We start from the raw sequence: 23,098 nt of genomic DNA, 5'->3' as shown, positions 1-23,098 counted from the left end.
AATTAGCTGGACAAACAAGTTCCACTATGGGTACAATCTATGGGTTTGGAAGGGGAGTCATACATGAACCGCTATGGGCGAAACATTGGATTGAATTATCTGTTTACCGCATTGTCTACCTTGAACCTGACCCATGGGATATGGATGATTTACCTTGCACTCAAAGGTTTCTCTTTGGTCGAGCTCGGAATACTGGAAGGAATTTACCATGTTACCAGCTTTCTTATGGAAGTCCCAACAGGAGTCATTGCAGACCTCTGGGGAAGAAAACTAAGTCGGATACTGGGAAGGATTGCAGCAGTACTGAGTGTCGCTATCATGTTTTTCTCTTCTGGTTTTCTCTTGCAAGCCTTGGGTTTCATCCTGACAGCCCTAGGCAACAACCTGGAGTCGGGAGCAGGAGACGCCCTGGTCTATGATTCCTTGCTACTCGATGAGAAGCAGGATATCTATATCCAGGTAGCCGGTAAGCAGGAATTATGCTACCAGATAGCCGCTATTGCCAGTTTTCTTCTGGGAGGATACCTTGCCGTCCACTCCTACAAGTGGGTTTTCTCCCTGACCATGGGTTTCTATGTCCTTGGAGCCTGCCTTGCCCTGTTGTTCATCGAACCGGAAATTGAAAGGGTTACGACAAAAAATCTCGAAGCAAGCCTTTCGAAAAAAATCGGGTTGTCGATGCAGAGCCAAATGAAAGAAAGTTTCCTGCTTCTCAAAAGCCGTAAACGGATTGCTTTTTTTATTGTGTTTTCCGAATCGTTATTCTGTTTCCTTACTGTCTTGTTCTTTTATCTGCAGAATTTCTGGGTGTCCGGCGGGAAAACAGAATTCCAGATAGGAATCGTGTTTGCTGCCAACGCACTCGTAGCAGGCCTTACGGCCCTCTTTGCGGGTAAAATTGAGCGGAAGATAGGAGAAAGGGGCGTTCTGACCTCCATGCCTCTGCTTCTGATCATATGCCTCTGGGGGGTCGCGCTAGGTACCTACCAGGAATTCTTTTATGTCCTTACCGGCTGTATCGAGGGAATTCTCATTGCCTCCATCGGGACCTATCTGAATCGGCTTATCCCCAGTGCCCAGAGGGCAACGATATTGTCACTGCAGAGTATGGCTTTCAGTTTTTTTATGATCCTTATATTTCCCATTGCAGGGGCTATCGGTGACCATTGGTCCCTGCAGCTTGCTTTCCTGCTCATGGCAATTCTTGCAACACTTCTCTGTGTCGCCTACCTGTGGGCCTTCAAGCCCTATACCATACAGAAACAAGGGATTGCCTTGGAGTAAGGCAGATGAGGAAACCCGATGGAAAAAGAATTTCATAGTAAGATTGTCGATACAGCAGATCCTGATTTCCTGTATCTGGTCACCCTTTTGGATAGGGAACTTGATAAGTCCTGCCAGCAAGCCCATCAACTTTGCGAGCAATACAACCAATTGGATGCAATTCTGGTAGTGGTACTTATCTATCAGGAGAAAATCCCTGTTGCCTGTGGAGCTTTCAAGCAATTCGATTCCAATACTGTGGAAATCAAACGGGTTTTCGTAAAAGAGGAATATCGAGGCCTAGGGCTGTCCAAGCTCCTGCTTGCAGAACTCGAACGGATTGGAAAAGAAGAGGGATATTCTTTCGCCGTCTTGGAGACGGGAAAACACTTGCACTCAGCCAGAGGTCTCTATGCCCATAGGAACTACAGGGTAATACCCAATTATGGCCCCTATAGGCAAATAGAGAGCAGTATCTGCATGAAGAAAGAACTCATCTAGGAGAAGTAAGCCAGGTTATGGCATCTTCTTTCTGCTCAAAAATCCTGAATTGACCGCTACGGTTTGCCTCTAACGCCATTTCCCAGAACTTGCCTTGGTAACGGTCTGAAGAAGAAACAATCAATGCCGTTTTCATAGTATAGTTGGCAAGTTTCTGTAGCATATTGCCAGCTACCTTGGAAGAGAGATGGAAAAACGTCTCTGCCAACGCTGATTCATGCAACAAAAGCAGATGGGTTTTACGTTCGCTGCAGAGACCAAGCAACCTAATGATATCTTCTGTTGTCCCCATCGGGGGAGAAGCCGAAAAGACTTCCAGATACGGCTTTGCATCGGCTTCCCCGAAGACATAGTGAATAAGGGATTCCTCGACAGCGGGAGGAATTTCACGAAGTTGTTGCCTCACCTCTCTCACCCAATCCAAATCCTTCTTGTAAGAATCGAGGATATTCTGGGCTATAGCTTCCCAGATATACTCTTCACGGGAATTTCTTCGGGGATTGTTTAGGCCACGTTTCATTTTTTCCTGTTCCATGACTGAATGCAAGGTCAATTCCTCTTCATAGGCTGACAGCATCAGGTCCAACTCTTGGTCAGACAAAGAATCAGACCAGGCTACCTGCACAAGGAAGGATTTTCGATATTCAGGAGCCTGAGGAGAAGATTTCAACCATTTTCTCAAGGCATCTGTACCGGCCCCTGTAATAAAATATCGTTTTTTCAAGGGTGAGCTTTCCTGGTGGATTACCTCATTCTCTACAAGTCCTTCTTTCTTGAGCAATAACAAAGTCTTATAGATCTGGTTATTATTTCCAGACCAATACATGAATGACGAGGTTTCAAATAGCTTTTTCAGTTCATAACCTGTACAAGGTTTCCAGCTCAAAACCCCCAGGATTGCATTTCCTATTGGAACCATCTGATACTCCTTATATTTATAACATATGTTACTTTTACCATAGGTTATAAGAAACTGTCAAGCTTGACCTCAATCTATAGGATTGTTTCTGGTTTACAATTCTAGACATCTATAGAAAACAGACCCTGCAGATTACCCTAACTTTTCGGTTGTCTTGAAACTCGAAAAACAACCGTATAAAAACAATTCTTTTGCCCTGTTTCAATTATAGAAAATAGGCAATCCCTACTTGACTAAAAGGAAGCAAGTTCTGTATGCTATCCGAAATTCCAACCATTTTGGTAGGATATCCTTTTCTTGGAGGCGGCACCATGAAGTCAATGTCTATGACTGATTCACCAGATGGTATGATGTGCCGCTGCGCATAACATACAACAACCTTTGCAAGCAATCAAATCAATGAACTGAGAATCGTGACCCTAGCAATGACCGGGGTTCCTATTCCTACACAAGGTGTTTTATGAAACAAGCAATCTTTCCAAGATGCGGTTCGGTCAAAGACCGTATGGCAGGCAACCTATAATTTTCCCTTCAGAGCCGTTACAGCAGAGCAATAGCTGTATCTCCATGATTGAAAAACAAGGAACCCTACCATGAGCAATAGTAAAAATCTCCATTTCGAGACACTTCAGGTCCACGTCGGACAGGAACAGGCCGATAGTGCCACCGATTCCCGTGCCGTACCCATTTACCAGACCACTTCCTATGTGTTCAGAGACTGCGCACACGCCGAGGCGCGATTCAACCTCTCCGATTCGGGAAACATCTATGGGAGATTGACAAACAGCACCCAGGAAGTTTTCGAGAAACGTATCGCCGCCCTCGAAGGAGGGATTGCAGCGCTTGCTGTGGCTTCTGGGGCAGCTGCTGTTTATTATACATTTCTCAATCTTGCCCAAAACGGTGATCATTTTGTTTCAGCAAAAACCATTTACGGCGGAACGTACAACCTTTTAGCCCATACTCTTCCCGAATTCGGCATAACCACGACCTTCGTCGATGCAGATGAACAAGGCAGTTTTGAGAGGGCAATCAGGCCAAACACAAAAGCTCTCTTCATCGAGACCATCGGAAATCCAAATGCCACCCTCATCGATATAGCAGCAGTTGCAGCTGTTGCCCACCGGCACAATATTCCCTTGGTAGTCGATAATACCTTTGCCACACCGTACCTTGTTCGACCTATTGCATTCGGTGCAGATATCGTAGTCCACTCGGCAACAAAATTCATCGGGGGGCATGGGACTGCAATCGGGGGTGTCATCATCGACAGCGGGAAATTCGACTGGGAGTCGAGTGGCAAATTCGAGTCCCTTACGAAACCAAATCCCAGCTACCATGGGTTCTGTTTCACCAAGACTGCCGGCGCAGCTGCCTGGATTACGAAAGCAAGGGCGGTATTGCTCAGAGACACCGGAGCAACCATTGCCCCGTTGCATGCTTTTTTGTTCCTCCAAGGTCTGGAAACCCTTTCCCTACGGGTGGAAAGACATGTAGAGAATGCACTCAAGGTGGTTGCCTACCTCTGCGAGCATCCAAAAGTTGAGTCAGTTAAACATCCTTGTTTACCCGGAAACAGGCACCACAAACTTTATAACGAGTACTTTCCCAAGGGGGGAATTTCAATTTTCACCTTCACGGTGAAAGGAGGGGAGAAAGAAGCCAAGGCATTTATAGACCACCTTCAGATATTTTCGCTTCTGGCGAATGTTGCAGATGCAAAATCATTGGTAATCCATCCGGCCAGTACCACGCATGCTCAATTAAACCAGGAAGAATTGCAACAACAGGGAATCCAAGGCAATACGATCAGGTTCTCAATCGGGATTGAACATGTTGATGATATCATTTCTGATCTTGACCAGGCTTTCGCGGCAATCTAACAAGGAGTCAGCTATGCCAGTAAAAACATGCGGAGGCCTTCCTGCCGTCCAAACATTAACTGAGGAAAATATCTTTGTCATGACCAGTGAACGGGCTGTTTCCCAGGACATCCGACCGCTGAGAATTGCCATCTTGAATCTCATGCCCACCAAGGTTGCAACAGAGACCCAGCTCCTCCGACTGATTGGGAACACCCCTTTGCAGGTAGAGACAACGTTCCTCTGCACAGCAACCTACCAGAGCCAAAACACGCAGCTTTCCTACCTCAAAACGTTCTACCAGACCTTTGCCGATGTACAATCCCAGCAGTTCGATGGGTTGCTAGTAACCGGTGCCCCGGTAGAGACCAAAGAATTTGCCGAGGTCCAGTATTGGGAGGAACTTACTAAAATCCTTGCGTGGGCGGAAACCAATGTCTATGCCTCTCTTTTTATCTGCTGGGGGGCCCAGGCAGCCCTCCATACATACTATGGATTGGAAAAACATCCTTTGAAAAAGAAACTCTTCGGCATATTCCCCCATTCGGTTCTCCAACCAAAGAATAAACTGGTGCGGGGATTCGATGACACTTTCTTTGCACCCCATAGCAGGCATACCACTGTCTTCACCGAAGATGTCCATGCCATCGAAGACCTTGAGGTGTTGAGCGTTTCAAAAGAGGCTGGGTTATATCTGGCAGCAAGCAAGGATGGTCGGAAGGTATTTGTAACCGGTCATAGCGAATATGATGACCTGACTTTGGACAATGAGTACCGCAGGGATCTTGAAGCGGGGAAAAACCCTTCCCTGCCCCGTAACTATTATCCAGACAATGATAGTTCCCGAGCCCCTACGGTTTGTTGGCGATCACATGCCAATCTCTTGTTCAGTAACTGGTTGAACTATTTCGTGTATCAGGAAACCCCTTTCGATATTGAAAAATTGCCAGAGAAAACAAAAGCCCGGCAACCCTGCAATTTCTGATATCCAAGTCAAGGCAGGGAATTCTCCTGCCTTGACTTGGATTCTCTCAAATCCTAGAATACTTTTCGAGGAGTGCTTGAGAATGATTTTGCAGGGTTCTTTTTTTTCAACCTATCTTGAAATGGAAACAGGGCTTTCAATCTATTTACCCAACAAAGCCCTTGGTTCCCAGGCGCATAAAGTAATATATCTACTGCATGGATTATGTGGCAATAATGCAGACTGGCTGAACTATACCATGCTTCCTGTATTCGCTGAGCGCTATGATGCAATATTCATCATGGGCGAAGTAGGCAGAAGTTTTTATACTGATATGCAGTATGGACAAAAGTATTTTTCCTATTATGCAAAGGAACTCCCTCAAGTAGTAAAGAATGTTTTCAATATAAGCGCAAAACGTGAAGACACTTTTGCAATTGGAGCCTCAATGGGAGGTTACGGAGCCTTGAAATTAGCCTTTTCGAATCCTGGCGAGTATGGCGGCTGTGCAGCTTTTTCCCCTGCATGCCTATTTCTCAAGGAAGGGCTTGGAATTATGGAAAACAATACTTCCGAACAAAACAACCAATTGTTCGGGAAACAGTTGGTACAAGATTTCCAGGCAATCTTTGGCCAGGATTTTTGCTCTAAACCAGAATTCGAGCTCACAGAGCTTGCACAAAGGGCATTTCTAAAAGGGGAAAGCCCTTCCCTCTATCTATCTTGTGGAACTGAAGATTCTTTTCTGGAAGAAAACAGACGATTCAACAATGTTCTACATACAATGGGATCTCCCTGTACTTTCGAAGAAAGAACAGGGGAACATAACTGGATCTTTTTCAACCAAGCTTTGGAAAAAGCCCTGGAGTTCTTCTTCCCCATACAAGAGACCTAGAAAAATAGCCCCTGTTTTCCGATGCTCTATTACCTCGCAGGAAATCCCAATAAAGCATCCTATCGGAACATTCTGGTACAATACCCTGGAACCTTTGTTGATGAAGAAAAAGCCAGGGAAGTGGAATCTTTGTATTCTTTTTACCAAAGCAGTTAAAAGAAAACAAGCAGCGCTGTGAATTGACTAATATTGCAATTTCAAGTACATCATAGTCACTGGTGGTGGAGTTCGCCGTTAACCGCTGTTGTCACAGCCAATGACTCCTGTATAAGATTGCTAATCTTCATACAGGCGAGGTGTCCCTGTTTGAAGCAAGGAGCCATAGCATGTTGCAACTTTCCCAGCTATTTATCATCATTATCGCCGGTGGGTATCTATCGGGAAAATTGTTTTCCAAAATGAAATTCCCTTCCATCCTGGGCATGGTCCTTTTCGGGATTGCCTGTTCTTTCTTCCTTACCCCCTATACTCCGTCTGTCCTCTGGGACATTACCCCTTTCCTAAAATCCTTTGCCCTCATTGTCATACTGCTCCGTGCAGGTCTCGGTCTAAAAAAAAGCACGCTTAAAAAGGTGGGAAAGACCGCGATCGCCATGTCTTTCATCCCCTGCCTTACCGAAGGGGCATCCTTGCTTTTCCTATTCCATTTCTTTTTTGGTTTTTCCTGGCAAGTCTCTGGCCTGACAGGTTTTATGCTTGCCGCGGTTTCCCCTGCAGTGGTGGTTCCCTCCATGCTTGATATACAAAGCAAAATATCGGAAGAGCAACAGATAGTCCCAACCATTATCCTCGCAGGAGCTTCGGTTGATGATGTTTTCGCCATTACGCTGTTTTCGGTGTTTCTCGGACTTGCACGTAGTGGCAGTGTACATATTATCAAATCGATTCTCTCCATACCCATTTCCATAGCCATAGGGATTACTGCCGGGATAGCCATTGGTTTGCTTTTGACACTGTTGTTCAAAAAACACTATACGGATATCAGGGCAACTGAAAAAACCCTTATCTTGTTGGTTTGCGGATCTTTTCTCGTACAGGTTGGCGACACCTTCCACTTTGCAGCCTTAGTGGGTTTGATGACCATAGGTTTTATCTTGCTTGAGAAATTTGAGCCGGCTGCCCATGAATTGTCAGCAAAGCTTTCAAAGATATGGATCTTTGCAGAAATCACGCTCTTTGTCATTATCGGATATTCTGTTGATATCACCACGGTGTCTCAGGCGGGGTTGAAAAGTGCCGCTGTCATTTTATTGGGATTGGTTTTCAGGTCCCTTGGGGTACTGCTCGCTACAAGCTTTTCCACCTTGAATTGGAAACAACGGCTCTTCTGCATGATAGCCTATATCCCCAAAGCAACGGTACAGGCAGCCCTTGGAGGGGTTGCCCTCAGCTATGGTCTAGCAGAGGGACAACAAATTCTGGCAATTGCAGTGGTCTCCATCCTAATGACAGCCCCTTTGGGTCTTTTTGGCATACGTTTTTTCGGACCTAGATTGCTCAAGGAAGGAAGTCCCAGAGCCAAGGAAGAGAAACTACCGGTCTCTAGATTGACAGAATCTGGAACTACCGTACAATAACTGTAAGGGTCCAGAAGAAAATATACATTCTATTGCTTTAGACAGCAAAGAATAAGCAAGTGTAACAAAGTGATATTCCGGTTTTTTTCGAACACCGGGCACAAAGGAATTTCATGAACAACCAAACAGACTTTCTTTCTGCAATCGAAACCCGTAAATCGAGACGCTCCTACACGACAGAACCGATCGCTCCCGCAAAAATTGCATATCTTCAGAAAAAAATCCAGAAATTCAACATGGAAGGTGGTTTGTCGTTGGCCTGGCTCGAGAATGGAGGCAAGGCCTTTACTGCTTTGAAAAGCTACGGTATGTTTAAAAATGTCGAATCGATAATTATATTGAAAGGCTCACGCTCAACTTCTGATTTGTTCGAGCGTATCGGGTATTATGGGGAGCTTTTGGTACTGGAAGCAACTGCCTTGGAATTGGGGTCCTGCTGGATTGCAGGAACCTACGATAAGAAAAGCGACCTTTTCCCCCTTGAAAACGATGAAGAGCTAGTTTCTATACTTTCCATAGGCAATGTTCCGCCAGAACAGACCCTGAAGGAAAAATTCGTGTACCGTACCATAAGAAGAAAATCCATTCCCCTGGAAAAGCTATATACAGCCGAGAGTGAGGTGCCTCAATGGTTCATTTCAGGGATGAAGGCTGTACAGAAAGCCCCCTCGGCAATAAATAGCCAGCGTGTCCGTTTCCATTACTCCGAGACCGGGGTAACAGCCTCGGTTCCAGGAACTAGGACTACTGATCCTATCGATCTGGGGATTGCCAAATTGCACTTTGCGCTGGCAGCAGAAGGAAACTTTTCTTTTGGGAATGAGGCCGTATTTATTAAATAGCAGAAAAAGCGAATGAATACAGGGAGAAACAAGAATCTGCGGCGAAGATAATTATTCATAAGAAAGTTCTTTTTGTCCGCTTCCCGAAGAAGTATTGCGTTAAGACTTCTTCTTTAGCAACAAATTACCAGATTAGCCCCCTATCGATTGCATACATCTAGAAATTCCCTAAACGATAGTATCCTATACTATAGGTAAGGTAATTTCATGTACCCGGGAAAAAATTGATTCTGTTTCAACACCAACTTTCACTGGTCGTTATGCATTTGCTTCTCAAGGCTAGGTTTGGGTGTCTCATGATTTTCCAATGACTGTAAACGGGAAAGCAATATGTTAAGATACCTTTCATAGACACCACGCGGTACAGTTTCCTGTTCTTTACAGATTTTGGCAGCAAACCCAACTACTTCGCCCATCATACCGCAGGTTCTCATCACCCTTGCAGCACCCAAGGCATCGTGGGTAACCGAAATATTTCGCCCTGCCATGAAAAGGTTCTCAATATTCCTGGAATACAGGCATCGGTAGGGAATGAAAAAGGGGATTTTATACCGATCCCGATAATCTTTTGTCAGGAACCCATCGCCTTCATGGAATGCTGCATAAAACCTACGATCTGGATAATGGACATCAAAATTCCAGGTAGACGGAACACAGCCATCATCATAGCCCCTCTGGGCAATGACTTCTGCTTTCGTAAGGATAACATCGCCGAGCAATCGCCTCGATTCCCGTTTGCCCCCGATATAGGCAGAAAAACCCAACCTGTAACCACCATAATCCCGGTCATGGTTTCTCAAACAATCCCAAGCCCCATACATCGCCCTAAAATTCATGTCCCTGGCATATTCTGCATATGCTATAGGGTCATGTTCGCATCCGCTCTCCCAGAACCAACAGCCGAGAGACATTTCCCGAGTATTGTCATAGACATCTTTGACATCAGATCGACCAGGGAAATCCACCTTGGAAAGGTCGACTGCCCAGGGACAGGGAGGAAAGGCTTCTTCGCTCTGTGTTTTCTCAACATACCAGATATTGGTCATGCCCATATGGCCGTTGGTGCTCACCTCAAAGTCGGCTCCGCTCCCAGCCCCAAGATTTCCGTCGCCTGTACAATCGCAGAAAAGCTTAGATTCCAAGACAAATACACTATCTATTGTATAATCCCAAAGGACAATCGACTTGATACAATGTTCTTTGACCAGGCTGTCCATCAGAATCGTAGCGGAGAAGAGGGAAAGGTTTTCCTCCCGTTCCAAAATTGCCCGTTTTTTTTCATCTTCATATAGCTCCGGTTGGTTTTCATCCCCATAATGGCCAATTCGTTCCTGTTCGAACTCACCAACTATATTACCCACCCCGAAAAATGGTTCCAGATTGGTCAGACCTCCGAGCCAGACCCTAACCTCGGAGCTATTGTTCCCCCCATACACCTTCCGGTCCTGTACAAGGGCAGTCTTCAAGCCTTGGCGGGCAGAGGAAAGTGCGGCACACATACCCGCGATACCGCCACCGACAACAACCATATCATAGTTCGCAATGACAGATTCCTGTTTGAGTCCCATCATATCTTGATAGAATGCAAACAATTCCTTTGGTTCCCTAGGAGGAACGAATTCAGAATCAGTTGAGAAGAACAGGAAGCCACACCGACCTTCAAATCCTGTAAGGTCATGCAGGGATATCTCGACAGTATTATGGTTAATCGCGATGCTTCCCCCGTCTTCCCAGTCCCAAAGCCCCTCATGTGTCCCGAATTCCCTTGGGACTACCCTATTGCCAATCCCGACACAAAAAGTTCCGGGATGATGTTCCTTTTTCCAAGGGGATACCCAATTCGATGTATAGACCTTCAAGTAGAATGTCCCGTTTTGGGGAAAATGCACAATTGTACGGGCATCCTCAACAGGTTTTCCCAGACCATGTGCCAACAGATAGGGACACCCCATGATCTGAACAAACTGTGTATCGAGAACCCAGCCCCCATATTCTTCAAAACTTCCAACGGGAACAAGCACAGAATTGTTTTTCATATCAACCTTTTACAGCCCCTGCTGTCAGACCGGCGATAAAATATCGCTGAAGAAACACGAACATAACCGCAACGGGAATCGAGGCTACAACCGAAGCTGCCATCATACCTATCCAATCGTTCCCTCCTTCACCTGTGAAGGTAAAAATCATTCCACTGGCCAATGTACGGTTTGCGGTGGAGGAAATTAGGGTGAGCGCATAGAGCAAGTCATTCCAAGCCCAGACAAAACTATAAATGGCAATAGTCATCATACCTGGGATTGCTAATGGAATGATTATCTGAAACATTGTCCTCCACTCTGAGGACCCATCTACCCGGGCAGCCTCCAAAAGCGAGGCAGGCACTTGGTCGAAATAGGCTTTCAGCGTCCAGGTTCCAACAGGGAGAGTCAATGCTACATAGGCTAAGATGATCGCAGGGAGTTTATCCAACATTCCGATTTTCTGCATCATTGGATATAGGCTGAGCAATAACAATCCCTGGGGAAAAGCCTGGCTTATCATAATCAAGGCCATGACTGATTTTCGCCCCTTGTACCTAAACTTGGAGAAGCTATACCCTGCAAAAACAGACACTACGGTAGAACAGAACGAGGAAGCTACGGCAACCACGATGCCGTTTCTCAGATACCGCAGAAAAGTAGTATCAGATAAAACCCTGAGGATATTGCCAGTATCAAAGTATCTGAAAAAAGAAAAGGTAAACATTTCGCTCTCTGGTTTAAGTGATGTCGATATCATCCACAATTGAGGGAAAAAGGCAAAAAATCCAATCATCACAAGAAAGACCCAGAAAAATATTTTAAAACCAACTGTTTTCTGAAACATCCTAGTCCTCCTTGATGCGTTTAAGATAAAAACCGCTGAATATACTCAAAGCCACAGCCCAGACAACCCCGAGAGATGCCGCACGCCCTAGGCTGTACTCCTTGAACGCTTTCTTGTACACCTCGGTTGCAAACGTTGAGGTTGCCCGTTCCGGGCCGCCACCTGTCATGACATTGATCAAATCAAAGTGCTGCAGATTGCCGATAGTTCCCAAAATAAGAATGAGGGTCAGTACCGGTTTAATCGCAGGGATGATTACGTGTACGAACATCTGGAGATTATTGGCACCATCTATCCGGGAAGCTTCACATTGTTCTTTTGAAACCCCCTGCAAGCCTCCCATAATAAAGGCCATGTACCAGGGAAACATCTGCCAGGTCCTAGCCAGCACAACGGCAAGCATGGAGGTTTGCTTCCCCCCTAGCCAGATTACATTTTTTTCAATTATGCCAAGCTTTGCCAACAAGGCATTCAATATTCCATAATCCCCATTGAATATCCAGCTCCATAAGAAACCGATGGCAATTCCGGGGATAATCCAGTTGACTAATGCAAAACCGCGAAGAAACTCAGAGCCTTTGAATTTCTGGTTCATCAGCAAAGCCCAGACCAGACCAATGCAAAAAGGAGCAAGGGTCGAGAAGAAGACAAACGTGACAGTAGTCAGAATCAACTGCAGGGTATTTGGATCGGAAAATAGTTTCCGATAATTTTCAAGTCCAATGAACTTATAGTTCGGGTAGATGAGGTTCCTATTGGTAAAACTAATGAGGATCGAATTTACGAAGGGATAGAAAATCATAAGCAGAAAGATAGCCAAAGCAGGGAGAATTAACACCCATCCCATTAATGCTTGGTCTCTTGACGATCGGTTCATGGTATTTCCTTTATTCTGAAAGGGGCCCTGCCTTCTCGTAGAAGGCAGGACTTCCTACATATTATAGACTGGTAATTCTGGAACACATAGCATCGGCAGCCTGTTTCGGAGTCTTTGTCCCGGAAAGCATTGATTGCAGTTCCTCCAATATTACTCCATTAGCCGCTGCATACTGGGGACCTGCAGTCTCTGCCAGTCTTCCACCTGCAAGGACAGGTGTCCAGGCATTTGACCAGTAGTCTGAAGTAACCGCAGTATTGGAAAGGACTGCTTTTCTGGAAGGAAGCATCCCATTCTCCTTAAAATACTTGAGTGCAACTTCTTCGCTTATCAGGTGTTCAATGAAAGCCTTGGCCTCAGCCTTTTTTGGACTGCGGTCGATAATGACCAGCAAATGGCCCCACCCACTGGCCTGTGGCTTGTCCCCTTTGTTCAGGACCGGATGGACCTTTGGAAAGGCATAGGTTGAGATATCACCAAAAGCATCATTGGTAATGGCACCTTTGCTCATCAAGGCATCATCATAGAACGCTACACGGCCTTCCTTAAAAAGAGTCCTGGCATCGCCGCGGGAAACGGCTTTCTGAATATACCCTTTTTCCATCAGATTCTCGAACCAAGTGAGTGCAGAAACTGCTTTTTCACTATTTAGGGTACAATTTCCATCACTGTCATAAACATTGGCACCAAAGGTCCAAAGCCAGACCATCAAATCAGGGGCAGCAGTTCCAGAATCCTTTGTCATTGCGGCATAAGGAATAATATCATTCGACAAATCGGCATCTTTGTTTGCAGGATGGTTTTCCTTTACCATGGCACAAGCTTTCTCGAAATCAGCAATCGTAACAATTTCGAAATCAACCCCGGAATCTGAAAGAATCTTGGGATTGGAAATCAACGCCATAGGTGCAACAGTCCAAGGTACTCCGTACTGGGTTCCTTTGTAATTTCCGACAGAAATCGAACCTTCTGAGAAATTGTCCGTAAAATATGAAGATCCGAACACCTTGGTAAGGTCGGCAAGCACGCCGGCTTCAGCCAAAGCGGGAAGCATCCTGATATCTATCTGGGCAACATCATAGGGTTCATTTCCCTGTGCACGAATAGCAAGCTGAGACTCTGTCTCGCCCCAAGGCCAGTTAATTTGTTCGATTTTATTTTCTGGTGCACTTTTCTGATTGAAAGAATCTATCATCCAGGTAAAAATCTCTGAAGATGCTTTTTCCGAACCTGACCAGTTGGAAAAAACCATTCCGTCCTGCTCAACTGTTTTCTCTGAAGAACCAGCTGCAAAGGCCGAAGAAACCACCATTGCCAAAATTGACAACACGACAACAAACTTTTTCATTGTCCTACTCCTTTTTAATGAACTCGTATTTCATAGACACCAGTGTTTTTAGCACCGAAAGTCCTCAAGAACCGAACGAAAACACATTGGGTAATCACTGGATCAAATGACACTTTAATATGACGCTGAAAATTATCATGCACTTGGCCAAGCAGTACATTGCATTCACCAATCACAGCAAAGATTTCAAAATCCCTGACTAGAGAGGGACTAACCCCATTGCGGAGATGAATATTATGATGTGCATCAACATCCATAACCCTGCTGCTTACCATTTCCTGGCTTAGCGAACAATCGAAAAAGAATTCCACTGCAGATACGGTTTGCATTGAGGTGAGAATCAGTTTGACACTTGGTTTTTCCTCTTGGTCGGACAGCCAGATATTTGCTCCCCCATAGGGTCTGGTATATCCATTGGAAAGGTTTAAAGCTCCATAGGTCTCAAACGAAGCAATCTCTAGCAAAGGGAATTGATATGTTGCCAGCTGGGTATAGCCACAGAGTACCCCAGGCAACTCCTGGTCACAGGTAACAACCGAAACACCCAAGGTTCTGCGGATAACCAACAACAGATATCCTTCACCGTCACTAAAGGGTTTCAGAGAAACCTTGTTCCTACCAGAATTGAGGGATAGCTGCCCGATTGTTATTCTCCCTGGTTGGCAATTCCTGCTCGGAAGCATTGAGAAGCTGATTTCGACAGAAAGTTTTGCACTCTCACTGGCTTCGACGAAAATTGAAGATTCCTTCGCCAGGGTAACGGGAATTGCCAGAAAAAAATCATCGGCAAGTTCCAATTTATTCTTTTCTTTTCCCTGACAAGAGGAAACAACACTGCTAGGTATGCATTCTGCAATATTGCCGATTGGCTTTGAGGTATATCCTGGCAACAACAGATCATTGGCATCCAGGATAGCCTGTACCTCACCATACACCGAGGAATTCCTCAGATTACAGGTTTTCAGCTTTCGGGAAACAAGTACGGAAGCTGCCGTCCCAGCAGATTGCCCTGACAAGGCGCAGGTATCCATGATGCGAGTACTCGAAAAAGCTGTATGGGAAGCTCCGATGATTCGGCCGCAGAGCATGAGATTATCAAAAGAGGAAGCGTACAATACACGCAAAGGTATGCCATACAAAGGAACCGGTATCTGGGTGCAGAAATCTGACTTGCTGTAGATACCCTCGGAGGGATGGAAATCCATATACCACCCACCATAGAAAGCAACATCTTCAAATTTTGTCCCTGCAAGGATATCGTTACCCGTAAGCACATAATCGGTAACAAACCTTCTTGATTCCCGTTTCCCCGGCAGGTTACCCATCCAAATTAAATCAAGATTTTCTGCCTCATACTTCCCAGAATTCTTTATATAGTTGTAGATTCCATAGGAAAGCCTTTTCAACTCAAGGGAAATTGTAGCGATATCCTGGATTGTATCGAGCTGGCCTCCGAACTCGACCCACCAAAAATCACAACCGTTTGATTTCTCAGATATGATACGTCCACCATTATTGAGAAGCTGTTCGATTTTTGAAAGAGAATAAGCAAACGACGGTGCGACAAAGGGAACTGGGTGATCTCTTTTAAGGATGTTCATCAGTATCGTACAGCCTTGGGTTGTTGGATCAAATTTTTCGGGGGCCTTACCCTCATTATAGGTTTCCTTGCTTTCTTTTCCAACAACGAAAGGCATGCCGGCCGAGGCAGCTATAAAACCATCCCCAGTAGCATCAATAAAAAAATCTGACGTGAAACAAAATGCTCGTTCCGAGTTTATTTCGAGGGCATGTACCGACGCAACATGACCTTCCTTGCTTTCTACCTGGAAAACAAAAGAGTTGAGGAACAGTGAAATATTTTTTTCAGTAAGTACTGCGTCCAGAAGAATATCATCCCAAAGGATAGGGTTTCCCTCGGGGTTTCTATATTGGTTGGTAAGCTTAAGTTCCCCCAGTATGCCCATTTCCTCGGCAAAAAGGTTTCCTCCCCCGGTGGCCCCTCTGGTCCATACCCGTATCTCGCTAGAGCTGTTTCCACCTAAAACCGAACGGGAATGGACCAGTGAGACTGTACATCCCTTCCGGGCGGCCGCTATTGCGGCACAAACCCCTGATAGTCCACCCCCGACTATGGTTATATCTGCAACGATATGTTTCTCGTAATCCGTTTCTTTTTTCATTATGTGGAAACTGTACGGTAGGAATCAGCAGAAAACAATGGAAAATTTTGCAGACTATTTTAAAATAAATGCTCATAATTCAATTGCACAAGAAGATTGCGAAAAAAAATATAATTGTAGATATGTTCAGTTTTTCATTGCAATCAGCTAACCAGTCTATTGGAAGTACATAACCATTCTGCCTCTTTACCAGTAGATCTTGTTTGACAATCAAAGAAAGCCATGGTAGGCTCCCAAATAAAGAGGAGGCTGAATAATTGACTACCCTGCAAAGCCTGCAATGTTATCTCACAGAATTGTCTAATAGATACAGTGCAACAATTTGCATAAAAGACTTTACAGGATTCTTTCGTCAAAACAAAGAAGTCTTCAACGCACTCAGTCTCTTTTCCAATCACAATGCCCCCTACTGCGTCTACGTAAAAAGCAATAGACAATGCCAGAGGGACTGCCTAGATATGATACCAAAAATGCTTGCAAAATGTACTGAGACCCGGCAGACTTTCTCGGGATTCTGCCATGCAGGAATGTTTGAATATATCGTTCCGATTATTGATAAAGACAATGTCCTCGGTGCAATTACCTTTGGTTGCTATGCATCAGAATCCACACCCGGGAATAAAAATTTCCATGCGATTTGTAAAAAATATAATGAATTGGATTTTGAGAAACTTGCCGTTTTATACAAAAACGAACCGCAGATCCCATTAGATATTGAGATGGAACCTATTTTGCTTTCCCTTGAATTCATTGCCTGTTACCTCGCAAACCTTGGCAATCAATATACCGTAACCGAAAATACTGCAAAATTGATTTCCCAACCCAAAAGCAAGATTGAAGACCAATTCCTCCAGAATGCCTTGGCGTATATCAAGATGCACCTTACCGAAAAAATTCGAATTGAGGATATTGCCCAGTATTGTAATTTCAGCACTTCCTACGTCTCTAGGAATTTCAACAAGGCAGTGGGAATGAATATCAGCACTTATATAAACAAATTGAGAATCGAGGTATCAAAAACGTATTTGCTTACCTCGGACAAGACCATTGCCGAGATTTCAGAAATTGTAGGTTTTGAGGATTTATCCTATTATAGCAGGGTATTTTCCTCCCTGCTCGGGATACCTCCAGCTGAATTTCGACGACGATTCTCCTAAAGGAAACAGCATGTCAAGTTACAGAAAAATAACCTCCTACATCGAACACCTCAAGACAACCTATTCACTTGATGTTACTATCAAGGACTATTCAGGGTTCATCTATACTGATGAAAATCTCGAGAGAGTTCTCCGGCCCTATCTCGCCCACTCCAGTCCATACTGCATGTTCATTAAAGAAACCCGTGAAGGCTATCAGCGTTGCCTAGCCCAAAACAAACCGCTCTATGAACGATGTAAGGCCAGAAAACCCTTTGTGGGATATTGCCCCGCAGGGATATGTGAACTGGTCATTCCGATTGCAAACAAAGCCCAGGTTTTCGGATCCATCAACGTCTCCCATTTTGCGCTTGGGGGCAACAAAGGGATTGAGAAACGGGAAAGTTGGTTGCAAGGGGCCCCAGAACAGAGAAAACTCACGGCGAAGTTCTTATATGAGCAATTTGTCAGGCCAGCGACAATCGAAGTGCCCGAGGTGCAGTATTCACTTGAATTACTTGCAGAATATATTGCCGAGATAGTAAAAAATGCAAAAAACCCGGTAAAAGACCTAAAAGCCGGTATTGAGGAAGAGGCCAAAATCAGGACCTTCATTGCAGAAAATGCAAACGAAAAGATTTTGGTTGAACAAGTGCTTACCTCCTGCAATATTTCAAAAACAAGCCTGTATAATCTAATTGAAGCAACCAATGCAAAGAATTTCAGGGAGTATGTAAACGTAATCAGGATAGAGCAGAGTGAAAAGTTACTCTTGGAAACTGGGCAGCACCCCAAAGAGGTGGCGCTTAAACTGGGGTTCAAGGATTACAATCATTTTTGCAGATTGTTTAAGGATCAGGTGAAAATCACCCCCACTGATTATCAGAAATATTACAAGGATGAAAAGCACCAGGCAACCAACTAGGAAAATCGGTTACTCTCGACCATTTCAACTTTCAAAAAGTGAAGTCCGCTCCTTTTTTTGCAACGAGGACATTCTTGTGGCAGTAAAGTACAATTTGACACACTTTAAAAAATATTCCTTTTCTCCCTGGGTTTCACTGAGGTACCCATCCAAGACTTTGCAGGTAGCCCTTCTGCAAAGTTAGGTCTTCACTCGAATGGAAAATATTAGTCCCATATGTGCTGTCAATGCTTACAAATGAAAAGAAAAGGATCTTTTTCCTCTGTTGCAAAAAACTTTCAATGTGCCGTCATTCGGAAAAGAAAACCCAAGTTCATTCTACATAATCTGGGCCAATGATTGCCAAGTAATATTGTATGGGGATTGGCAAATTCAATAATTCCAATTCGCTCGAAGACCAGATTGCCAACGGCAATATCGGGATGATAATCAATACATTCAGCGAAAAATAAAAAGAGCTATCCAAAAAGCCAATACAAGGCTGTTTGATAGCTCTTTTCTCACAATTACCTATAATAATATATATCAAAAGTCATTTATGGGGTATCGCAGTGCTTTTTCTCACCTTCAACATCGTCGGAAGGAAAATCTTCAGGGGGACTGGATAATCACCGGTAATTCTCTGGCGAAGGAGGTCTACGGCAGTCATAGCCAGCAGTTGCATGGGAATCTGGACACTGGTCAGGGGTGGGTCAAGGAATTTTACCGATGGCAAATCATTGAACCCAACCAGGCTCATATCTGAAGGAACGGAAAGTCCCGATTCCTGCAGGAGGGACAATACTCCGGTTGCCATCGTATCATTGGCAACAACTAGAGCAGTTGGTCTTTCCTTCTCATCCAGAATCCTTTTTGTAAGGATTCTACCCTGTTCATAGGAAAGCCGATCACCTTCAAAAATGAGGGAGGGGGAAAAGAGGTTGTTCTCCTTCATGAAAGCATAGTAGGCTTTCTTTCTCAGGTCAAAGCCTTCCCCTCCGTTATCATCGATTACATGTCCACAGACAAAACCTATCTTTGTGTGGCCCAGCTCAAAAAGATGTTTCATGGCCAACGTGATCCCCTGTTCGGTATTGATCAGCAAGGAATCATACAGAGATGGGTCAGGAGAGGAATCCAAGAATACAATGTAGGGAGAGAACGAGGTCAGCTGGGTTACCTGGGACGGGGAGAACCTGCCAATTGCAATCAGACCGTCTACCTGGGCATTTACTGCCGAAGTATAGGTTCCATCAATGTTTACAATCTTGAAGGTATCGATATCCTCCTGGGCAAGTTTCTTTTCTACCATTTTCTCCAGGTACAGGTAGTAGGGGTCTTCGATCAAAGCAGATTCCGAATACCACTCGACAATGGCAATAGTCAGACGCTTTTCCTTGACTGAATTCCTCTTCCTTTCTTTGATCGTGACATATTCCAGTTCCTCGGCAGCAGCCAAGACCTTTATTTTGGTTTCATTGCTTACGCTCAATGAAGAATCATGATTAAGAATTCGGGAGACCGCGGAGGGAGAAACCCCAGAAAGTTTGGAGATATCTTTTATTGTTGCCATTTCTCAAACCTAACTTTTACCAATTTTTACCTACCAGTATAGTGAAATGAAATAGTGAATGCAAGAAAACCCATAACAAACAGTCTATTTCTCTTTCTTTACCCATAGTTTACTATATTTAGTAATGTATTTGTAAATAACATGTAGTAAATTTTAGTAAATTAGTCATTGACAGATACCCTTTTCGGCTTTACGCTATAATTACTTTCATGTGGAAACTATTTACACATGTTATTCACTATGAGCAAAAAAGGAGCTTTCTATGAAAAAAAAGGCACTGTCTCTGCTTCTGGTCCTTGTTATGGCGACCTGTCTGTTTGCCGGTGGGGCAACTGAAACAGCAACCAGCGATGAAACCCCAATTACCATCTGGGCTTGGGACCCAAATTTCAACATTTCCATTATGCAGGAAGCAATCAGCCGCTATCAGGCTACACATCCGGATGCAAAATTCCAGATTGTCGAAATTGCCAAGGCAGACCTTGAGCAGAAACTGCATACCACACTTGCAGCAAAAACAAAAACAGGTCTTCCTGACATTGTCCTTATTGAAGATTACAATGCACAGAAATACCTTACCTCCTACCCCGGGCAGTTCGCAGACCTGACCAAAAGCTTCGATTATTCCAAGTTCATCAAGTCCAAGACAGATATTGGTGTTGTCGGCGGCAAGAATTATAGTGTCCCCTTTGACTCTGGTGTAACCGGCTTTTTCTATAGAACCGACCTTTTATCCAAAGCAGGATACAGTGCAGCCGACCTGACTAACATCACCTGGAGCCGTTTCTGTGAAATCGCAGCCGACTACCACAAGAAAACCGGCAGGTATCTCTTTGCAAACGGAAAGAGTGACGGAGGCCTGATGAGAGTCATGCTCCAGAGTGCCGGCCAGTGGTACTTCGACAAAGACGGAAAGCCGAACCTTGTCAACAATGCAGCTATCCGTGAGGCTGTACAGCTTTACAAGAGATTCATTGACGAAGACCTTGCCTATCCTACCAATGGATGGAATGACTGGGTTGGCGCCCTGTACACCAGTGACGCTGCTTCCATTTCCTCCGGCGTATGGATCGTCGGTTCGATCAAAGCAGGAAAAGACCAAAGTGGGCTTTGGGCAGTTGCTCCCATTCCCCGTCTCTCCGGTACTTCCTCGGTCAATGCCTCGAACCTCGGCGGTTCTTCCTGGTATATTCTCCAGAACGGACCTAAAAGAGCTGCAGCCATTGCCTTCATGAATGAAATCTACGGCGCTGACAAGGAATTCTACCAGACCATCCTCCTCAACAACGGAGCCATCGGGTCCTATACCCCTGCTTTCGAAGGCGATGCTTTCGCCAAAAAGGATGCCTTCTTCGGCAACTACCCCATTTATGCAGACCTCAGCAAATGGGCAGAGATGATCCCGATGGTAAACATTGGCCAGTATACCTACGAAGCCGATGCAGCTATCATGGCCAATATGGAAGCCTACTATGCTGGAAAAGCAACCCTTGACCAGACCTTGCAGGCAGCGGAGGCCCAGCTGAAGAATTCCATTCAGTAATTTCTACACAACAGACAACGGCAGGGGTCAAATACCTCTGCCGTTGTTTTAATCGGAGGTCATCATGGCTACGGAACGAAGACTCAACAAAATCGGGTGGTTTTTCATCCTCCCTGTGGGACTGCTGCTAGCAGTTTTTCTCGTATATCCTATTTTCTATTCTTTCTATCTTTCCTTTACGTCAACTAAGGGTATCGTCTCCAATTTTGTTGGGTTCAAAAATTATACCAGGCTCTTTGGTGACCCCATGTTCTACCTTGCTTTGAAAAACACCTTCAAGATTCTTCTCTTGCAGGTGCCTATCATGCTCTGCCTTGCACTGGTTTTTGCCTCGTTGTTGAATAACAGGAAACTCAAGTTCAAAGGTTTTTTCAGAACAGCCCTGTTTCTCCCCTCGGTAACCTCCCTTATTGCCTATACCATCCTGTTCAAGATGCTCTTTGCCTATGATGGGCTGGTAAACCATCTGCTCATGTTTCTCAACCTAGTCCAAAAACCCCTCGATTGGCTGGGTACCCCTTCCCTTGCCCTGTTTGTACTCATTGTCGCCATGATCTGGCGATGGACCGGCTACAATATGATTTTCTATCTCTCAGCCATGCAGAATATATCCGGGGACTTGTATGAGGCAGCTTCGATCGACGGGGCATCCCCTACCATGAGTTTCTTTACGATTACCTTACCGCTTCTCAAACCGATGATATTGTTCACCACCGTAATGTCCACGATTGGAACCTTGCAATTGTTTGATGAACCGATGAATCTTGCACAAGGAGGCGTTACCGCTTCGACGGTCGGACCAAACAACTGTTTTCTAACCTTGAGTGTCTATATCTATAATATATGCTTTAAATACACCCCGAACTTTGGATATGCGGCTACTGTTTCCTATGCAATCCTTATCATCATTGCTATCCTAACCTACATTCAGTTCAGGGTAAGTTCCGACACCAATACCACTCTCTTGCGCAAAGTGAGAACAAGGAATGCAATTTTGTCACAGGGGGAGAACAAATGAAAAAAACAAAGAAAACTTCGTTTACCATGATTTTTGTGTATATCTTTCTAACCATTTCTGCAATATTCTCGATTTCTCCCTTCCTGTGGATTATTATCGGCAGCACCAATGATGCACATGCAATCGTTACCGGCAAGCTGACCTTCGGCAATCAGCTGGCAACCAATTTCAAAAACCTTTTCGGTTCTGTAAATATGGGAATAGCCCTTGGGAACTCTGCCAGGATTGCCTTCTTTACCGTATTGCTCACGTTGACGACAACTTCCATGGCTGCCTATGGGTTTCAGATGTACAAGACAAGACACAAGGAGAATACCTATTCGTTCTTCCTTCTGACTATGATGGTTCCCTTTGCCTCGCTTATGATTCCACTCTTCCAGATTATCGTACTGCTGAGGATGCTCAATTCTCTGAGTGCAATCATTTTGGTAACCTCAGCTTCCGTATTCATGATTTTCTTCTTCCGTCAGAGCTTCATGAACTACCCGACCGAAATACTACAGGCTGCAAGGGTCGATGGGGCGAATGAATTCAGGATCTTTGTGACCATTTTCATACCTTCGATGAAGTCAACCTATGCAGCGGCAGCCATCTATTCGTTTATGAACAGCTGGAATGCCTACATTTGGCCTTTGATCGTCCTGCAGACAAATGATAAGCGAACAGCAACCCTGCTTATCTCTTCTCTCTCTTCGGCCTACAACCCTGACTACGGGGTTATCATGACAGGTATCGCAGTGGCTACCCTTCCGGTAATTATCGTATTCTTTGCCTTCCAGAAACAATTCGTCCAGGGGATGGTCGGATCAGTAAAACAGTGAGGATTCT

The 23,098-nt window shown here is 44.8% G+C and carries 19 protein-coding genes and 1 riboswitch; of the genes, 12 read left to right on the top strand and 7 right to left on the bottom strand.

Annotated features, from left to right (window positions below):
• Positions 1 to 63 precede the first annotated feature (63 nt).
• Positions 64 to 1,284 (top strand): MFS transporter, encoded by a 1,221-nt coding sequence (locus tag SPIGRAPES_RS11415; RefSeq protein WP_014270909.1) that lies wholly within the window; start codon positions 64 to 66, stop codon positions 1,282 to 1,284.
• Between the two features lie 18 nt (positions 1,285 to 1,302).
• Positions 1,303 to 1,764, top strand: coding sequence for a GNAT family N-acetyltransferase (locus SPIGRAPES_RS11410; RefSeq protein ID WP_014270908.1), 462 nt, complete (start codon positions 1,303 to 1,305; stop codon positions 1,762 to 1,764).
• Here SPIGRAPES_RS11410 and SPIGRAPES_RS11405 read toward each other — a convergent pair.
• Positions 1,757 to 2,683 (bottom strand): PadR family transcriptional regulator, encoded by a 927-nt coding sequence (locus tag SPIGRAPES_RS11405; RefSeq protein ID WP_014270907.1) that lies wholly within the window; start codon positions 2,681 to 2,683, stop codon positions 1,757 to 1,759. The two genes, SPIGRAPES_RS11410 and SPIGRAPES_RS11405, sit on opposite strands and share 8 nt — an antisense overlap.
• Positions 2,684 to 3,276: 593 nt before the next feature.
• Here SPIGRAPES_RS11405 and SPIGRAPES_RS11400 point away from each other — a divergent pair.
• From SPIGRAPES_RS11400 to SPIGRAPES_RS11380, 5 genes are all read left to right on the top strand, one after another.
• A complete protein-coding gene (locus SPIGRAPES_RS11400; protein WP_014270906.1) occupies positions 3,277 to 4,566 on the top strand; it encodes an O-acetylhomoserine aminocarboxypropyltransferase/cysteine synthase family protein in 1,290 nt (429 codons plus the stop codon).
• Between the two features lie 13 nt (positions 4,567 to 4,579).
• Positions 4,580 to 5,530: a homoserine O-succinyltransferase gene (locus SPIGRAPES_RS11395; RefSeq protein ID WP_014270905.1), complete on the top strand. Its 951-nt coding sequence runs from the start codon at positions 4,580 to 4,582 to the stop codon at positions 5,528 to 5,530.
• 82 nt (positions 5,531 to 5,612) lie between these two features.
• Complete coding sequence (locus tag SPIGRAPES_RS11390; RefSeq protein ID WP_014270904.1) at positions 5,613 to 6,404, top strand: alpha/beta hydrolase; 792 nt, start codon at positions 5,613 to 5,615, stop codon at positions 6,402 to 6,404.
• Between the two features lie 208 nt (positions 6,405 to 6,612).
• Positions 6,613 to 6,677, top strand: a riboswitch (Fluoride riboswitch).
• A gap of 53 nt (positions 6,678 to 6,730) precedes the next feature.
• A complete protein-coding gene (locus tag SPIGRAPES_RS11385; RefSeq protein WP_014270903.1) occupies positions 6,731 to 7,981 on the top strand; it encodes a cation:proton antiporter in 1,251 nt (416 codons plus the stop codon).
• A 113-nt stretch (positions 7,982 to 8,094) separates the two neighbouring features.
• Positions 8,095 to 8,823: a nitroreductase family protein gene (locus SPIGRAPES_RS11380; RefSeq protein WP_014270902.1), complete on the top strand. Its 729-nt coding sequence runs from the start codon at positions 8,095 to 8,097 to the stop codon at positions 8,821 to 8,823.
• A 248-nt stretch (positions 8,824 to 9,071) separates the two neighbouring features.
• Here the strand turns inward: SPIGRAPES_RS11380 and SPIGRAPES_RS11375 are convergent, their stop codons facing one another.
• From SPIGRAPES_RS11375 to SPIGRAPES_RS11355, 5 genes are all read right to left on the bottom strand, one after another.
• Positions 9,072 to 10,859: an FAD-dependent oxidoreductase gene (locus SPIGRAPES_RS11375; protein ID WP_014270901.1), complete on the bottom strand. Its 1,788-nt coding sequence runs from the start codon at positions 10,857 to 10,859 to the stop codon at positions 9,072 to 9,074.
• Position 10,860: 1 nt separating this feature from the next.
• On the bottom strand, positions 10,861 to 11,688 hold the full coding sequence (locus SPIGRAPES_RS11370) for a carbohydrate ABC transporter permease (RefSeq protein ID WP_014270900.1): 828 nt from the start codon (positions 11,686 to 11,688) through the stop codon (positions 10,861 to 10,863).
• A gap of 1 nt (position 11,689) precedes the next feature.
• A complete protein-coding gene (locus tag SPIGRAPES_RS11365; protein WP_014270899.1) occupies positions 11,690 to 12,565 on the bottom strand; it encodes a carbohydrate ABC transporter permease in 876 nt (291 codons plus the stop codon).
• Between the two features lie 61 nt (positions 12,566 to 12,626).
• Positions 12,627 to 13,913, bottom strand: a complete 1,287-nt coding sequence (locus tag SPIGRAPES_RS11360; RefSeq protein ID WP_014270898.1) for an ABC transporter substrate-binding protein — start codon at positions 13,911 to 13,913, stop codon at positions 12,627 to 12,629.
• A 14-nt stretch (positions 13,914 to 13,927) separates the two neighbouring features.
• Positions 13,928 to 16,096 (bottom strand): FAD-dependent oxidoreductase, encoded by a 2,169-nt coding sequence (locus tag SPIGRAPES_RS11355; protein ID WP_014270897.1) that lies wholly within the window; start codon positions 16,094 to 16,096, stop codon positions 13,928 to 13,930.
• Positions 16,097 to 16,353: 257 nt separating this feature from the next.
• Between SPIGRAPES_RS11355 and SPIGRAPES_RS11350 the strand changes: the two genes are divergently transcribed.
• Positions 16,354 to 17,253 carry a helix-turn-helix domain-containing protein gene (locus tag SPIGRAPES_RS11350; protein WP_014270896.1) on the top strand — a complete coding sequence of 300 codons (900 nt, stop codon included), beginning with the start codon at positions 16,354 to 16,356 and terminating at the stop codon, positions 17,251 to 17,253.
• 10 nt (positions 17,254 to 17,263) lie between these two features.
• The gene (locus tag SPIGRAPES_RS11345) at positions 17,264 to 18,157 is read left to right on the top strand and encodes a helix-turn-helix domain-containing protein (protein WP_014270895.1); all 894 of its coding nucleotides are present in this window, start codon (positions 17,264 to 17,266) and stop codon (positions 18,155 to 18,157) included.
• Between the two features lie 532 nt (positions 18,158 to 18,689).
• Here the strand turns inward: SPIGRAPES_RS11345 and SPIGRAPES_RS11340 are convergent.
• Entirely contained in the window at positions 18,690 to 19,709 is a 1,020-nt protein-coding gene (locus SPIGRAPES_RS11340; protein ID WP_014270894.1) for a LacI family DNA-binding transcriptional regulator, read from the bottom strand.
• A gap of 262 nt (positions 19,710 to 19,971) precedes the next feature.
• Here SPIGRAPES_RS11340 and SPIGRAPES_RS11335 point away from each other — a divergent pair, with 262 nt between their 5' ends.
• The 3 genes from SPIGRAPES_RS11335 to SPIGRAPES_RS11325 all read left to right on the top strand — a co-directional run bounded on the left by SPIGRAPES_RS11335 (position 19,972) and on the right by SPIGRAPES_RS11325 (position 23,091).
• Complete coding sequence (locus tag SPIGRAPES_RS11335; protein WP_014270893.1) at positions 19,972 to 21,252, top strand: ABC transporter substrate-binding protein; 1,281 nt, start codon at positions 19,972 to 19,974, stop codon at positions 21,250 to 21,252.
• Positions 21,253 to 21,316: 64 nt separating this feature from the next.
• Positions 21,317 to 22,270, top strand: a complete 954-nt coding sequence (locus SPIGRAPES_RS11330; RefSeq protein ID WP_014270892.1) for a carbohydrate ABC transporter permease — start codon at positions 21,317 to 21,319, stop codon at positions 22,268 to 22,270.
• Positions 22,267 to 23,091 carry a carbohydrate ABC transporter permease gene (locus SPIGRAPES_RS11325; protein WP_014270891.1) on the top strand — a complete coding sequence of 275 codons (825 nt, stop codon included), beginning with the start codon at positions 22,267 to 22,269 and terminating at the stop codon, positions 23,089 to 23,091. Before SPIGRAPES_RS11330 ends, SPIGRAPES_RS11325 begins: the two co-directional genes overlap by 4 nt.
• Positions 23,092 to 23,098 lie beyond the last annotated feature (7 nt).

Source organism: Sphaerochaeta pleomorpha str. Grapes (assembly GCF_000236685.1).
GTDB classification, from domain to species: Bacteria; Spirochaetota; Spirochaetia; order Sphaerochaetales; family Sphaerochaetaceae; genus Sphaerochaeta; species Sphaerochaeta pleomorpha.
This window is presented reverse-complemented; position numbering and strand designations above follow the sequence as displayed.